Origin of the sequence: Kitasatospora sp. NBC_01300, from assembly GCF_041435235.1 — a bacterium.
GTDB lineage: Bacteria > Actinomycetota > Actinomycetes > Streptomycetales > Streptomycetaceae > Kitasatospora.
The window spans coordinates 2,028,339-2,041,719 of sequence record NZ_CP108408.1 but is presented as its reverse complement, the minus strand read 5'-3'; the positions used below and the strand labels follow the sequence as shown (position 1 = coordinate 2,041,719).

13 protein-coding genes and 1 riboswitch are annotated in these 13,381 nt (G+C 73.7%); of the genes, 6 read left to right on the top strand and 7 right to left on the bottom strand.

Annotated features, from left to right (window positions below; all coding sequences use genetic code 11):
• Positions 1–42: 42 nt before the first annotated feature.
• Positions 43–1,977, bottom strand: coding sequence for an anthranilate synthase family protein (locus tag OG556_RS09110; protein WP_371516683.1), 1,935 nt, complete (start codon positions 1,975–1,977; stop codon positions 43–45).
• Positions 1,978–2,218: 241 nt separating this feature from the next.
• Between OG556_RS09110 and OG556_RS09105 the strand changes: the two genes are divergently transcribed.
• Together OG556_RS09105 and OG556_RS09100 are read left to right on the top strand one after the other, a co-directional pair.
• Complete coding sequence (locus tag OG556_RS09105) at positions 2,219–3,628, top strand: class II 3-deoxy-7-phosphoheptulonate synthase (RefSeq protein WP_371516682.1); 1,410 nt, start codon at positions 2,219–2,221, stop codon at positions 3,626–3,628.
• Positions 3,629–3,825: 197 nt separating this feature from the next.
• A complete protein-coding gene (locus OG556_RS09100) occupies positions 3,826–4,119 on the top strand; it encodes a bacterioferritin-associated ferredoxin (RefSeq protein ID WP_371516681.1) in 294 nt (97 codons plus the stop codon).
• A 4-nt stretch (positions 4,120–4,123) separates the two neighbouring features.
• On the opposite strand, the gene bfr is transcribed toward OG556_RS09100, so the two are convergent.
• A complete protein-coding gene (bfr, locus tag OG556_RS09095) occupies positions 4,124–4,603 on the bottom strand; it encodes a bacterioferritin (protein ID WP_363582962.1) in 480 nt (159 codons plus the stop codon).
• Between the two features lie 221 nt (positions 4,604–4,824).
• Between bfr and OG556_RS09090 the strand changes: the two genes are divergently transcribed.
• Positions 4,825–5,454, top strand: a complete 630-nt coding sequence (locus tag OG556_RS09090) for a molybdopterin-dependent oxidoreductase (protein ID WP_371516680.1) — start codon at positions 4,825–4,827, stop codon at positions 5,452–5,454.
• Between the two features lie 65 nt (positions 5,455–5,519).
• Here the strand turns inward: OG556_RS09090 and pknB are convergent, their stop codons facing one another.
• The 4 genes from pknB to thiO form a co-directional block, all read right to left on the bottom strand.
• Positions 5,520–7,295: a Stk1 family PASTA domain-containing Ser/Thr kinase gene (gene pknB, locus OG556_RS09085; protein WP_371522635.1), complete on the bottom strand. Its 1,776-nt coding sequence runs from the start codon at positions 7,293–7,295 to the stop codon at positions 5,520–5,522.
• 119 nt (positions 7,296–7,414) lie between these two features.
• Complete coding sequence (locus tag OG556_RS09080; RefSeq protein ID WP_350884406.1) at positions 7,415–8,212, bottom strand: thiazole synthase; 798 nt, start codon at positions 8,210–8,212, stop codon at positions 7,415–7,417.
• Between the two features lies 1 nt (position 8,213).
• Positions 8,214–8,483 (bottom strand): sulfur carrier protein ThiS, encoded by a 270-nt coding sequence (gene thiS / locus OG556_RS09075; RefSeq protein ID WP_371516679.1) that lies wholly within the window; start codon positions 8,481–8,483, stop codon positions 8,214–8,216.
• Positions 8,480–9,655, bottom strand: coding sequence for a glycine oxidase ThiO (gene thiO / locus OG556_RS09070; protein WP_371516678.1), 1,176 nt, complete (start codon positions 9,653–9,655; stop codon positions 8,480–8,482). Before thiO ends, thiS begins: the two co-directional genes overlap by 4 nt.
• A 3-nt stretch (positions 9,656–9,658) precedes the next feature.
• Positions 9,659–9,771, bottom strand: a riboswitch (TPP riboswitch).
• Between the two features lie 84 nt (positions 9,772–9,855).
• Here thiO and OG556_RS09065 point away from each other — a divergent pair.
• From OG556_RS09065 to thiE, 3 genes are read left to right on the top strand one after another with little or no spacing between them, the layout of a single operon-like run.
• Positions 9,856–11,064: an NAD(P)/FAD-dependent oxidoreductase gene (locus tag OG556_RS09065; RefSeq protein ID WP_371516677.1), complete on the top strand. Its 1,209-nt coding sequence runs from the start codon at positions 9,856–9,858 to the stop codon at positions 11,062–11,064.
• 42 nt (positions 11,065–11,106) lie between these two features.
• Positions 11,107–11,472, top strand: coding sequence for an Rv2175c family DNA-binding protein (locus tag OG556_RS09060; RefSeq protein ID WP_371516676.1), 366 nt, complete (start codon positions 11,107–11,109; stop codon positions 11,470–11,472).
• Positions 11,472–12,122, top strand: a complete 651-nt coding sequence (thiE, locus tag OG556_RS09055) for a thiamine phosphate synthase (protein WP_371516675.1) — start codon at positions 11,472–11,474, stop codon at positions 12,120–12,122. The genes OG556_RS09060 and thiE overlap by 1 nt, the downstream gene beginning before the upstream one ends.
• 56 nt (positions 12,123–12,178) lie before the next feature.
• On the opposite strand, the gene OG556_RS09050 is transcribed toward thiE, so the two are convergent.
• Positions 12,179–13,285, bottom strand: a complete 1,107-nt coding sequence (locus tag OG556_RS09050) for a polyprenyl synthetase family protein (protein ID WP_371516674.1) — start codon at positions 13,283–13,285, stop codon at positions 12,179–12,181.
• Positions 13,286–13,381 lie beyond the last annotated feature (96 nt).

Here is a 13,381-nt window from a genome sequence, read left to right as displayed (position 1 = left end):
CGTGCGGTGGGGGCCGGTCCGGGACCGGCCCCCACCGGCCGCTCAGCCGCGGACGGCCGCCGCCTCGCGCAGCAGGCCCGCCACGATGCCGACGCCGTCGCGGGTCAGCACCGACTCGGGGTGGAACTGGAGGCCGGCGAAGCCGGGACCGCGCAGCGCGTGGACGTCCCCGGTGGCGGCGTCCCGGGCGACCTCGACGCCCTGCGCGGCGAGCCGGGCCGCGTCGGCGTCCGAGCAGCGCGCGGTGAACGTGTTGTAGAAGCCGACGGTGTGCTTGGTGCCGAACAGGTCGACGCTCTCCTGCGCCCCCTGGTACGGGACGTCCTTGCGGCCCAGCGCCAGCCCGAGCTCGCCGCAGAGCAGCTGGTGGCTGAGGCAGACCGCGAGCAGCGGCGCGGTGCGGGCCCCGGAGCGGACCGCGGCCAGGGCGTCCGCGACGACCGGCCGCAGCAGGGCCATCTTGGGGTCGTCGGCGAGCGCCGGGTCGCCGGGCCCGGGGCCCAGCACCAGCGGCCCGCGGTGCGCCGCCAGCAGCGCGGGCAGCCCGGGCGCGTCGTAGCGGACGACGCTGACCTGGTGGCCGATCGAGGTGAGCAGGTGGGCGAGCATCGAGGTGAAGGTGTCCTCGCCGTCGACCACCAGGGTCGGCGTGGGCTCGGTGACCACGGTCGGCGTCTGCATCCGCAGCCAGAACGGGGCGAGGTCGGCCCGCCGGGCGTCCAGGGCGGCCTGGACGCGGTGGTCGTCGGCGAGCCGGGGGCCGGTGGGGCCGGGCAGCCGGGCGGGCGCGGGCCGGGCGCCGATCGCGGTGAGCACCCCGGCGGCCTTGGCGTGGGTCTCGGCGACCTCGGACTCGGGGACGGAGTGGCGCACCAGCGTGGCGCCGACCCGGACGACCAGGCGGCCGGTGGCCGGGTCGATGTCGGCGGTGCGGATGCAGATCGGCGAGTCCAGCAGCTGCCCGCCGCTGGCGGAGCGGCCGATCAGGGCGAGCGCGCCGGAGTAGTAGCCGCGCCCGCCGGGCTCGTACCGCTTGATGACCCGGGTGGCGTTCTGCACCGGGCTGCCGGTGACGGTGGCGGCGAACATCGTCTCGCGGAGCACCTCGCGGACGTCCAGCGAGGTGCGTCCGCGCAGCTCGTACTCGGTGTGGGCGAGGTGGGACATCTCCTTGAGCCGGGGCCCGAGCACCTGGCCGCCGAGGTCGCCGACCGTGCACATCATCTTGAGCTCCTCGTCGACGACCATCGTCAGCTCCTCCAGCTCCTTGGGGTCGTGGAGGAACCGGAGCAGCGAGTCGATGTCGGAGCCGCCGGCCGGATAGCGGTAGGTGCCGGAGATCGGGTTCATCACGACGGTGCCGCCGCTCTGCCGGACGTGCACCTCGGGGGAGGCGCCGACCAGGACGCGCTCGCCGGTGTGCACCAGGAAGGTCCAGTAGGCGCCGCGCTCCTGCTCCAGCAGCCGCCGGAACAGGGTGAGCGCGAGGGCGGGCGAGAAGTTCTCCAGGGTGGCGCCGAAGTCGCGCCGGATCACGAAGTTGGCGCCCTCGCCGTTGCCGATCTCCTCCTCGATCACCCGGCGGACGATCGCGGCGTACGCCTCGTCGTCGATGTCGAACGAGCCGTCGGTGAGCGAGACCGGCGACTGCGGCAGGGCGGCGGTGAGTTCGGCCAGCGGCAGGGTGTGCTGTTCGGCCACCGAGAGGGCCTGCAGCGGGGTCCCGTCGTCGTGCGCCTCGAAGCCGCGCTCGCGGATCTGCCGGTACGGGACGAGCGCGAGCAGGTCGTGCACGGGGCCGTCGGCCGGGACGCCGGTGCGGACCGGCAGGTCGGCGAGGTTCCGGTAGCTGTCGACGGTGCCGACCAGCACCTCGACGGTGTCCGGGGCGAGCCGGGGGGTGCGGCGGTGCAGCAGGGCGAACGCGGGCGCGTCGGGAGCGGTGAGGCGGGCGAGCAGGTCGGCGGTGGCGGTCACGGAGCGGCTTCCTTCCGGGGGACTGGTGAGGTGCGGTGCTGGGATCCGCTCCCGGAGGGCCGTCTGCGCATACGCCGACGGCCGCCCCGAGGGGCGGCCGTCGTGTTCGTCTAGGAACGCGCGATCGGTGGGCCACCCTTGGGGGAGGCCCACCACCAGGAGTGGGTGTGGGGCGCGTGCATGGTTCGAGCGTAGCGGATCGTGCGGGGAGGGTGAGCCCGGTCACTTGTTTGTCCGAGTTATGTCTCACCCCTCGGGCAATGGTCACGAATCGCTCGCGTCACCCCGTAGCCTTGGTGGTGTGACCGTGACGACTGAGACATCGAGGACTGGCCACTCCTGGCAGTCCCTGCCCGCGGCGCAGCAGCCTGAATGGCCGGACCAAGAGGCTCTGCGCAAGACCCTTGCCGAGCTCGCCTCGTATCCGCCGCTCGTGTTCGCCGGCGAGTGCGACCAGCTGCGCGCCCGGCTCGGCGCCGTGGCGCGCGGGGAGGCCTTCCTGCTGCAGGGCGGCGACTGTGCCGAGGCCTTCGACGGCGTCTCGGCGGAGCACATCCGCAACAAGCTGAAGACCCTGCTGCAGATGGCCGCCGTGCTGACGTACGCGGCCTCGGTGCCGGTCGTGAAGGTGGGCCGGATCGCCGGCCAGTACTCCAAGCCGCGCTCCAAGTCGACCGAGACCCGCGACGGCGTGACGCTGCCGGTCTACCGCGGCGACTCGGTGAACGGCTTCGAGTTCACCCCCGAGTCCCGCATCCCGGACCCGGAGCGCCTCAAGCGGATGTACAACGCGTCCGCCGCGACGCTGAACCTGGTGCGCGCGTTCACCACCGGTGGTTACGCGGACCTGCGCCAGGTGCACGCCTGGAACCAGGACTTCGTGCGCAACTCGCCGGCCGGCCAGCGCTACGAGCAGCTCGCCCGGGAGATCGACAACGCCCTGGCGTTCATGAACGCCTGCGGTGTGGCGCCGGAGGAGTTCAAGACCGTCGAGTTCTTCTCCTCGCACGAGGCGCTGATCCTCGACTACGAGACCGCGCTGACCCGCGTGGACTCGCGCACCGGCGAGCTGTACGACGTCTCCGGCCACATGGTGTGGATCGGCGAGCGCACCCGCCAGCTGGACCACGCGCACATCGAGTTCGCCTCGAAGGTCCGCAACCCGATCGGCGTCAAGCTCGGCCCGACCACCTCGGTCGACGAGGCACTGACCCTGATCGAGAAGCTGGACCCGGAGCGCGAGCCCGGCCGCCTCACCTTCATCACCCGGATGGGTGCGGGCAAGGTCCGCGACCACCTGCCCACCCTGGTGGAGAAGGTCACCGCGTCCGGCGCCCAGCCGGTGTGGATCTGCGACCCGATGCACGGCAACACCTTCGAGGCCTCCAGCGGCCACAAGACCCGCAGCTTCGACGACGTGCTCGACGAGGTCAAGGGCTTCTTCGAGGTGCACCGCGCGCTGGGCACCCACCCGGGCGGCATCCACGTGGAGCTGACCGGCGACGACGTGACCGAGTGCGTCGGCGGTGGCGACGAGGTGCTGGTCGACGACCTGCACACGCGCTACGAGACGGCCTGCGACCCGCGGCTCAACCGCAGCCAGTCGTTGGACCTGGCGTTCCTGGTGGCGGAGATGTACCGCGGCCAGTGAGCTGCCACGGGTGAGCCGCCGTCGGCGGGTCACCGCTGAGCGAATGTGACGAAAGCCCCTCCGGATTCGGGGTCCCCGAGCCCGGAGGGGCTTTTTCGTACCCGGAACGCCGGGTAAGGTGAGGCTTAGTGAAGTAAGGCAAGCCTTAGTCAAGATCGTTCCGCCGGTCGGCGCCGCACCACCCTGGAGAGTCCGCGATGTACGTGTGCATGTGCCATGCGGTCACCGAGGACCAGGTGAAGAAGGCGATCGACGCCGGGGCCGGCACCCCGCGCCAGATCGCCCGGGGCTGCAAGGCCGGCACCGACTGCGGATCCTGCGTCCGCCGGATCCAGGCCCTGCTCGGCGAGCACGGCGCCCGGCCCTGCCCGACCGCCCGCCTCGCCGCGAAGCTCGGTCTGGCCGACCCGCAGGACCAGGCCGCGCCCGCGCCGGTGGCCACCGCGACCCGGTCCGCCCCGACCCCGGTCGCCCCGCTGCGCGCGGCCTGAGGGCTCAGGAGTCCGGCTGCTCGATCACCTGGGCGAGGTAGAGCGCCTCGCCGAGCTTCTCCAGGAGCTCCAGCTGGGTGTCGAGGTAGTCGATGTGGTGTTCCTCGTCGGCCAGGATGTCCTCGAAGATGTTCGCCGAGGTGACGTCGTTCTTGGCGCGCATCACCACGATCCCGCGCTTCAGGCGGTCGATCGCCTCGACCTCGATCTGGCGGTCCGCCTCGAACATCTCCTTGACCGTCTGGCCGATCCGGACGTGGAACAGCCGCTGGTAGTTCGGCAGCCCGTCCAGGAAGAGGATCCGGTCGGTGAGGGTCTCGGCGTGCTTCATCTCGTCGAAGGACTCGTGCCGGGTGTACTTGGCGAGCTTCGTCCAGCCGAAGTTCTCCTGCATCTTGGCGTGCAGGAAGTACTGGTTGATCGCGGTGAGCTCCGCGGTGAGCTGCTCGTTGAGGAACTCGATGACCTCTGGGTCGCCCTGCATGGCTGGTGCCTCCCTGCGCTACGGCCTGTTGTGACTCCTGCGCTGCGCATCCTGGCATCGAAATGGGAGGAAGTTCCAGTAAGTTCACACTCACTAGGACATGTTTTGGAATATCCGATTTGGGCCGATACGGGCTCGGCCACCGGCTCTTGAGGGCGGGGCGCGTGGTCGCGCCAAGGGGCGCGCACGGCGCGTCGGCCGCCGTCTGTCACCATGGAGTCATGGGTCAGTCCGAACAAGAACCACTTCCGCCGTCTGACCCGAGGCTCCCCCCGGGGCAGCGCGTGCAGCGCGGCTGGCCCGCCCTGCACTACGGGCCCGTACCCCGCTTCAAGCCGCTGACCTGGGACCTCCAGGTGTTCGGCGCCACCGCCTCGGCGGAGAAGCACAGCTGGGACTTCGAGGCCTTCCACGCCCTGCCGCGCACCACCGTCGTCGCCGACCTGCACTGCGTCACCAAGTTCACGCTGCTCGGCAACGAGTGGTCGGGCGTGCCGGCCGCCGCCCTCCTCGACCTGGAGCCCCCCGCGCCCGGCGTCACCCACGTGATGGTCTGGGCCGAGTACGGCTACAGCGCCAACCTGCGGCTGGCCGACTTCGCCGACCTGCGGACGATCTTCGCCACCCACCGCAACGGCGAGCCGCTGACCGCCGAGCACGGCTTCCCCGTCCGGCTGATCGTCCCCGGGCTGTACGCCTGGAAGGGCCCCAAGTGGGTCCGCGCGGTGGAGTACATGCGGGCCGACCGCCGGGGCTTCTGGGAGGAGCGCGGCTACCACAACCTCGCCGACCCGTGGCGCGAGCAGCGCTACTCCCACCAGGAGGAGCCGGGCGACGGCCCGCTGCGCTGAGGGCGGGCCGACGTCCGGAGGAATCCCCTCAGGAGCGAGGAATCTCCTTGGAGCGAGGAATCCCCTTAGAAGAAGGGGAAGTTGACCGTCACCGCGGTGTGCTGAGGGCGCCGCTCGCCGGCCGCCGGGGACTGGCTGGACACCTTGCCGGTGCCGAACAGGTTGACCCCGCTGGTCTGCATCGTGAAGCCGGCCGCCTGGAGCGCCTTCGCCGCGTCGTCCTTGCTCATTCCGGTGACGTCCGGGACGGGCACCATGCCCTTGCTGACCACCAGCGAGACCGCGGTGTTCTCCTGGAGCAGCTGCCCGGCCGCCGGCGAACTGCTGATCACCACGCCCTCCGGCACGGTGTCGTCGTACGTCCCGGTCACGCCGCCCCTGGTCAGCTGGGCCGCGGTCAGCGCGTCGGCGGCCTGGTCGGCGGTCTTCCCGGCCAGGTCCGGCACCGCGATCCGCTTGGGGCCCCGGGAGACGGTCACCGTCACGGTGTCGCTCTTGCGGGTCCGCGCGCCCACCCCGGGGTCGGTGGCGATCACCTGCCCGGCCGGGACGCTCTCGCTGAACACCTCGACGAAGCGGCCGTGCATGCCGTCCTTGTCCAGGATCCGCTGCGCCTCGGCCCGGTCCTTGCCGAGCACGCCGGGCACCGGCCCGTACAGCCCCTCGGACAGCCCGTACGTCGCGCCGCCGACCGCCAGCACCAGGGCGGTCAGCGCGGCGACCCAGATCAGCGGCTTGCGGGGGAGGCGGCGCAGCAGGCCGGGCCGGCGCCCGCGCACCGGGGTCGGCTCGTCGTACGGGCGCGGCTCGACCAACAGCTGGTCCAGCAGCTCCGCCGGCACGTCCAGCACGCTGGTGGGCTCCGGCGCCGCGTCGACGGGCCCTGCCGGCTGCTGGATCACCGAGGTCGGCTCGCTGGTCGGGTAGCGCGGGCTGGGCCGGGTGGAGGCAGGCGGTTCGGCGTCCAGCTCGGCCGGGGTGAGCGTGCGGCGGATCCGCTGGAGGGCGGCGAGCAGCTCGACGGCGTCGTACGGGCGGGCGTCGGCCGTCCGGGCGCAGGCGCCGGCCACTATGGCGTCCAGCCCGGGGCCGACGGCCGGGGCGATCAGCGAGGGGGCGGGGACGTCCTCGTGCAGGTGCTTGTACATCACCTGGACGGGGTTGTCGCCGGTGTGCGGGCGGCGGCCGGTGAGCATCTCGTAGAGCAGGATGCCGGCCGCGTAGACGTCGACCCGCTGGTCGGTGGGGGCGTCCGGGAGGATCTGCTCGGGGGCCAGGTAGGAGACGGTGCCGAGGACCGTGCCGCCGGTCGCGGTGCTGGTCGAGGTGGGTGCGCCGTCGGCGGTGCCGAGGACCCGGACCAGGCCGAAGTCGGCGACCTTGACCAGCCCGTCCTCGGTGATCAGCACGTTCTCCGGCTTGACGTCCCGGTGCACCAGCCCGGCCCGGTGGGCGGCGCCGAGGGCGGCCAGCACCGGCTCCAGCACGTCCAGCGCGGCCCGCACGGACAGCGCGCCGCGGTCGCGCAGCAGGTCCCGCAGGGTGCGGCCGGGCACGTACTCCATGGCGAGGAAGACGTTCGCGCCGTCCGCGCCCTGGTCGAAGACGTTCACCACGTTCGGGTGGGAGAGCCGGGCGACGGCCTTGGCCTCGCGGATGAACCGGGTGGTGAAGCCGTCGTCCCCGGCCAGCGCGGGGTGCATCACCTTGAGGGCGACGACCCGGTCCAGCCGGGTGTCGGTGCCTCTGTAGACGGTGGACATCCCGCCGGTCGCGATGCGCTGCTCGACCCGGTACCGGCCGTCGAGCAGGGTACCGATCAAGGGGTCGTGCAGTGCCATGTCCACCCGAAGAGTCTAGGCCTCCGGCTGTCGGCCGGACCCGGAGGACATCGCCTCCGGGCCCGGCTGTGCCCGGTTTGTGACACGGCACACGCGGGCGGGTGCCGGGCGCCGGAGCGTCAGAACGCCGGGTGCTCGCGGGTGTCCAGCTCCGCCCGGCCGGCCATCGCCGAGGAGGCCTCGGCGTGGAACCGGCGCGGGATGCGGCCGGCCCGGTGGGCGAACCGGCCCGCCTCGGCGGCGTGCCGCATCGCCTCGGCCATCAGCACCGGGTCCTGCGCCCTGGTCACCGCGGAGGCGAGCATCACCGCCGCGCAGCCCAGCTCCATCGCCAGCGCGACGTCCGAGGCGGTGCCGGCGCCCGCGTCCAGGATCACCGGGACGCCCGCGCCCTCCACGATCAGCTGGAAGTTGTGCGGGTTGCGGATGCCCAGGCCGGAGCCGATCGGCGAGCCCAGCGGCATGATCGCCGCGCAGCCGACGTCCTCCAGCTTGCGGGCCAGCACCGGGTCGTCGTTGGTGTACGGCAGCACCGTGAAGCCGTCGTCGACCAGGGTCTCGGCGGCGTCCAGCAGCTCGATCGGGTCCGGCAGGAGGGTCCGCTCGTCGGCGATCACCTCCAGCTTCACCCAGTCGGTGCCGAGCGCCTCGCGGGCCAGCCGGGCGGTCAGCACGGCCTCCCCGGCGGTGAAGCAGCCCGCCGTGTTGGGCAGCACCCGGATGCCGTTGCGGGTCAGCACGTCCAGGACGGAGCCCTGGGTGCCGGCGTCGACCCGGCGCATCGCCACGGTGGTCAGCTCGGTGCCGGAGGCCAGCAGCGCCCGTTCCAGGATCTCCAGGCTGGGCGCGCCGCCGGTGCCCATGATCAGCCGGGAGCCGAAGGACTCCCCGGCGATGGTCAGCAGGTCGTCAGCCATGTCAGCCTCCCTGGACGGCGGTGAGGATCTCGATCCGGTCGCCCGCCGACAGTTCCGTGGCCGGCCACGAACTGCGGGGCACCACGGCCTCGTTGAGGGCGGCGGCGACGCCGCTGTGGGCGGCGCTGAGGGTGGCCACCACCTCCGCGAGGGTGGTCGTGGCGGACACCCGGCGGGGCTCGCCGTTGACGGTCAGCCCGATCTCGGTCGGCGCGGTCCGGGTCGGCGCGGTCTGGGCCGGTGTGGTCTGGGGTGGTGCGATCTCGGTCATGCGGAGGCCTTCGCGGTGGAGCGGTCGGGGGAGAACCGGGTGGGTGTGAACGGCTGTGCAAGCTCAGGGAGTTCGCCGGTCGCCAGGTACTCGGCGAGCAGGTCGGCGGTCACCGGGGTGAGCAGCACGCCGTTGCGGTAGTGGCCGGTGGCGGCGACCAGCCCGGGCAGCGCGGTCGGGCCCAGCAGCGGGGCGTTGTCCGGCGAGCCGGGCCGCAGCCCGGCGGAGGTCTCCAGCAGCGGGAGTTCGGTGATGCCCGGCACCAACTCGTGGGCGTCGCGCAGCAGTTCGTACACCCCGCCGGCGGTGACGGTGGTGTCGTAGCCCTGTTCCTCGGTGGTCGCGCCGATCACCAGCTCGCCGTTCTCCCGGGGCACCAGGTACAGGTGCTGTCCGCGCACCACCGCGCGGACGTTGCGGGACAGGAACGGCCGGTACGCCTCGGGGATCCGCAGCCGCAGGATCTGCCCCTTCACCGGGCGGACGGCCGGCAGCACGCCCTCCGGCAGCCCGGGCAGCCGGTGGCTGTGCGGGCCGGCCGCGAGCACCACCTGGTCGGCCCTCCGGGTCTCGCCGGTGCCGAGCCGGGCGCCGGCCGCGCGGCCGCCCTCGACCAGCAGCCCGACGGCCTCGGCCCGGTGGACCACGACCCCGGCGAGCCCGCAGGCGGCCACCAGGGCGGTCAGCAGCCGGCGGGGGTCCACCTGGTGGTCGTCCGCGACGTGCAGGCCGCCGCGCACGCCGGGGGCGAGCATCGGCTCCAGCCTGCGGGCCTCCCGGCCGGTCAGCCAGGCCGAGTCCAGGCCGAGCCGCTGGTGGAAGGCGTGCAGCTCGCGCAGTTCCTCGCGGTCGTCGGAGTCCAGCGCGACGGCGATCGTGCCGCACCGGCGGTACCCGGTGTCCAGGCCGCCGCTCGCCTCGGTGAGCGCGGCGGCGAAGTCCCCGTACCGCTGGTTGGAGGCCATGCCGAGGCGCAGCAGCGGCTCCTCGCCGTACTGCAGCTCGGTGACCGGGGCGAGCATCCCGGCCGCGACCCCGGCCGCCCCGCCGCCGGGGGAGGGGTCGACCACGACGATGTTCCTCAGCCCGCGCTGGGCGGCGCGCCAGGCGACGGCGAGGCCGATGATGCCCCCGCCGATCACCAGCACGTCGGCGTGGGTTTCCTCGGGCAAGCGTGACAAGGCTGCTCTTCTCCCTTCGCCGGAATGACCCGGATCAGGTTCGGACGGTCGCGGGCCGTGCCAGCCCGCCTCTCAGCCCGGTACGCCGGGCTCCCGTGATGGTGCCCCCACCATAACGCCGGGGGCGGGCCCGGCCGAAGGCCCGTACGCGGGGTGGACGGGCCGATGGCCCCGGCAGGGCGCTGAGTACAGTGACGGGCGTGGCAGAGCTGAACGCAACGGATCAGGTGGTCGTCGTCGGGGCCGGGCTGGCCGGGGCGCAGTGCGCCCTGAAGCTGCGGCAGGGCGGCTGGCGGGGGCGGATCACGCTGGTCGGGGAGGAGCCGCACGCGCCGTACGACCGGCCGCCGCTCTCCAAGGACGTGCTGCTCGGCGAGGCCGACGCCACCACCCTGGACATCGACTACCCGCAGCTGGGCATCGAACTGTTCACCGGCCGCCGCGCCACCGGCCTCGCCCCCGGCGTGCTGCACACCGACGCCGGTGACCTCCCGTACGACGCCCTGGTGATCGCCACCGGCGCCACCCCGCGCGCCCTGCCCGGCGCCGAGCGCGCGCACCTGCTGCACACCCTGGACGACGCGCTGGCGCTGCGCGCCCTGCTGCGGCCCGGCCTGCGGCTGGTGCTGGTCGGCGCGGGCTGGATCGGCGCCGAGGTGTCCACCGCCGCCCGCGCGGCCGGCTGCGAGGTGACGGTCGTCGAGGCGGGCCCGGCGCCCGTCCCCGGCGCGCTGCCGGCCGAGGTCGGTTCGGCGATGGCCGCCTGGTACGCCGAGGCCGGCGTCGACCTGCGCTGCGGGGTCGGCGTGGCCGCCGTCGAGGAGGGCGCGGTGCTGCTCGCGGACGGCTCGCACCTGCCCGCCGACGAGGTCGTGGTCGGCGTCGGCGCCCGGCCCGCGACGGGCTGGCTGGCCGGCTCCGGCGTCGAGCTGGACGGCACCGGCGCCGTCCTGGTGGACGGGCGGCTGCGCACCGGCCTGCCCGGCGTCTTCGCGGCCGGGGACTGCGTCAGCTACCCGTCCGCCCGCTCCGGTGCCCGGCTGGCCGTCCAGCACTGGGACCACGCGTTGCAGTCCGGCGAGGCCGTGGCGGCCGCCGTCCTCGGCGCGGACGCGCCGCCGTACGACCCGGTGCCGTACTTCTGGTCGGAGCAGTTCGGGCGGATGGTCCAGTACGCCGGGCGGCACGCCGAGGGCGACGAACTGCTGTGGCGCGGCGGTCCTCAGGACGCCTCCTGGACGGCGCTCTGGCTGCGCGACGGGGTGCCGAGCGCGCTGCTGGCCGTCGACCGGCCGCGCGACCTGACCCAGGGCCGCCGGCTGATCGAGCGCGGCACCGCGCTGGACCGGGCCCGCGCGGCGGACCCCTCGGTGCCGCTGAAGTCGGCGGTCGCGGGGTAGCGGCTGGTGCGCGGGGGGCTGTGGAGGTGGCAGTCTGGTGGCGTGAGTGAGATTGAAAGCAAGATTGAATCCCTGGTTTCCGAGTGGATGTACCTGCCCGACATCTCGGAGCAGTGGGGGGTGCGCGTCACCGAGGTGCGCGACCTGGTCCGCAGCGGCGGGCTGATCGCCGTCCGTCGGGGCCCCAACAAGTCGCTGCAGGTCCCTGCGGCGTTCATCGACGGCCAGGGGCTGGTCAAGCACCTGTCCGGCACCCTGACCGTGCTGCGCGACTGCGGGTACAACGACGTGGAGATCCTGGAGTGGCTCTTCACCGAGGACCCGTCGCTGCCCGGCAGCCCGATCCAGGCGCTGCAGGAGAACCGCGGCACCGAGGTCAAGCGGCGCGCCCAGGCGATGCTGATCTGATGGCGGCGGACACACCGCGCCGGCGGCTGGCCGACGCCCGGCTGTACCTGTGCACCGACGCCCGCCGGGAGCAGGGCGACCTCGCCCAGTTCCTGGACGCGGCGCTGGCGGGCGGGGTGGACATCGTCCAGCTCCGCGACAAGGGCCTGGAGGCCAAGCAGGAACTGGAGGCCCTGGAGGTCTTCGCGGACGCCTGCCGCCGTCACGGCAAGCTGCTGGCCGTCAACGACCGCGCCGACGTCGCGCACGCGGCCCGGCCGGACGTGCTGCACCTCGGGCAGGACGACCTGCCGGTGCCGGCCGCCCGGGCGATCCTCGGCGACGAGGTGCTGATCGGCCGGTCCTGCCACGCCGAGTCCGAGGTGGACGCGGCGGTCGCCGAGCCCGGTGTGGACTACTTCTGCACCGGCCCGGTCTGGCCGACCCCGACCAAGCCGGGCCGCCCGGCGCCGGGCCTCGGCCTGGTCTCGTACGCGGCCGAGCAGAGCACCGACCGGCCGTGGTTCGCCATCGGCGGCATCGACCTCGGCAACCTCGACGAGGTGCTGGCCGCCGGCGCCCGCCGGATCGTCGTGGTCCGGGCGATCACGGCCGCCGACGACCCGCGGGCCGCCGCCGCCGAGCTCGCCCGGCGGGTGCGCTCGGCCTGACGGCCCCGGGGGCCGTCACCGTTCTCCGTACCTGCGGATCCCCCTGCGTGCGGATCTCAGTACTTGCGGACGGTGGCGGCCTCGGCCAGGGCCAGCAGCACCGTGCGGGCCTGCTCGTCGGCCAGCGGCGCCGCCGCCAGCGCGGCCAGGGACTGCTCCATCAGCTCGTCGATCCGGCGCTCCACCCGCTCGGGCGCGCCGCTGCGGGCCACCAGGTCGCGCAGCCCGGTGACCTCCTCGGGCGCCAGGTCCGGCGCGCCGAGCCGCTCGTCCAGGTGCCGGGCGTCGGCGGCCGGCAGGCCCCGCATCGCGTGCGCCACCAGCAGGGTGCGCTTGCCCTCGCGCAGGTCGTCCCCGGCCGGCTTGCCGGTGACCGCCGGATCGCCGAAGACGCCGAGCAGGTCGTCCCGCAGCTGGAAGGCCTCGCCCAGCGGCAGCCCGAACGCCCCCAGCGCCGCCACCAGCTCCGGGCCGGCGCCGGCCAGCAGCGCGCCGACCTGGAGGGGCCGCTCGATCGTGTACTTCGCCGACTTGTAGTGCAGCACCGTCTGCGCCCGGTCGAGCGCGCCCTCGTCGGCGGAGTCGCCGGCCACCGGCTCCAGGACGTCCAGGTACTGGCCGACCATGACCTCGGTGCGCATCAGGTCGAACACCGGCTTGGCGGCCAGCACGGCGGCCGGTTCCAGGCCCGAGCGCAGGAACAGCTCGTCGCACCAGATCAGCAGCAGGTCGCCGAGCAGCACCGCCGCCGAGGCGCCGTACTGCTCGCGGTCGCCGCGCCAGCCGTTCGCCCGGTGCAGCGCCTCGAAGCGGCGGTGGATCGAGGGCAGGCCGCGGCGGGTGTCGCTGCGGTCCATCAGGTCGTCGTGCACCAGGGCGCTCGCCTGGAGCAGTTCCAGCGCGGCGGCCGCGTTCGCGATGCCCTCGCCGCCGGCCGGGCCGCCGGCGCCGCGCCAGCCCCAGTAGCAGAAGGCCGGGCGCAGCCGCTTGCCGCCGTCCAGCAGGAAGTCGCGCAGGGCGTCGGCGGCGGGCACGAGCTGCGGGGAGATCTTGTCCAACAGGGCGGACTGGCCGTCCATGAACGCGGCGAGGGCGGCGTTGACGCGCGCGCGGACGTCCTCCACGTCTATGGGGTTGGCCGGCCGGTTGCTGGACGAGGTCACGATGAGGCTCCGCTGGTTCGCTGGGGTTCAGCAAGCGTAGCGGGGTGGCCGGGAACGGATGTGCGAGCGGGCGTGTGCGCGGGCGTGCGGGCGCAC

What these genes read in the sequence shown, in the direction of transcription:
- OG556_RS09105 (WP_371516682.1), top strand. Translation starts at nt 2,219, where the DNA reads ATGTCTCACCCCTCGGGCAATGGTCACGAATCGCTCGCGTCACCCCGT.
- OG556_RS09100 (WP_371516681.1), top strand. Translation starts at nt 3,826, where the DNA reads ATGTACGTGTGCATGTGCCATGCGGTCACCGAGGACCAGGTGAAGAAG.
- bfr (WP_363582962.1), bottom strand. Translation starts at nt 4,603, where the DNA reads ATGCAGGGCGACCCAGAGGTCATCGAGTTCCTCAACGAGCAGCTCACC.
- OG556_RS09090 (WP_371516680.1), top strand. Translation starts at nt 4,825, where the DNA reads ATGGGTCAGTCCGAACAAGAACCACTTCCGCCGTCTGACCCGAGGCTC.
- pknB (WP_371522635.1), bottom strand. Translation starts at nt 7,295, where the DNA reads ATGGCACTGCACGACCCCTTGATCGGTACCCTGCTCGACGGCCGGTAC.
- OG556_RS09080 (WP_350884406.1), bottom strand. Translation starts at nt 8,212, where the DNA reads ATGGCTGACGACCTGCTGACCATCGCCGGGGAGTCCTTCGGCTCCCGG.
- thiS (WP_371516679.1), bottom strand. Translation starts at nt 8,483, where the DNA reads ATGACCGAGATCGCACCACCCCAGACCACACCGGCCCAGACCGCGCCG.
- thiE (WP_371516675.1), top strand. Translation starts at nt 11,472, where the DNA reads ATGGCGGCGGACACACCGCGCCGGCGGCTGGCCGACGCCCGGCTGTAC.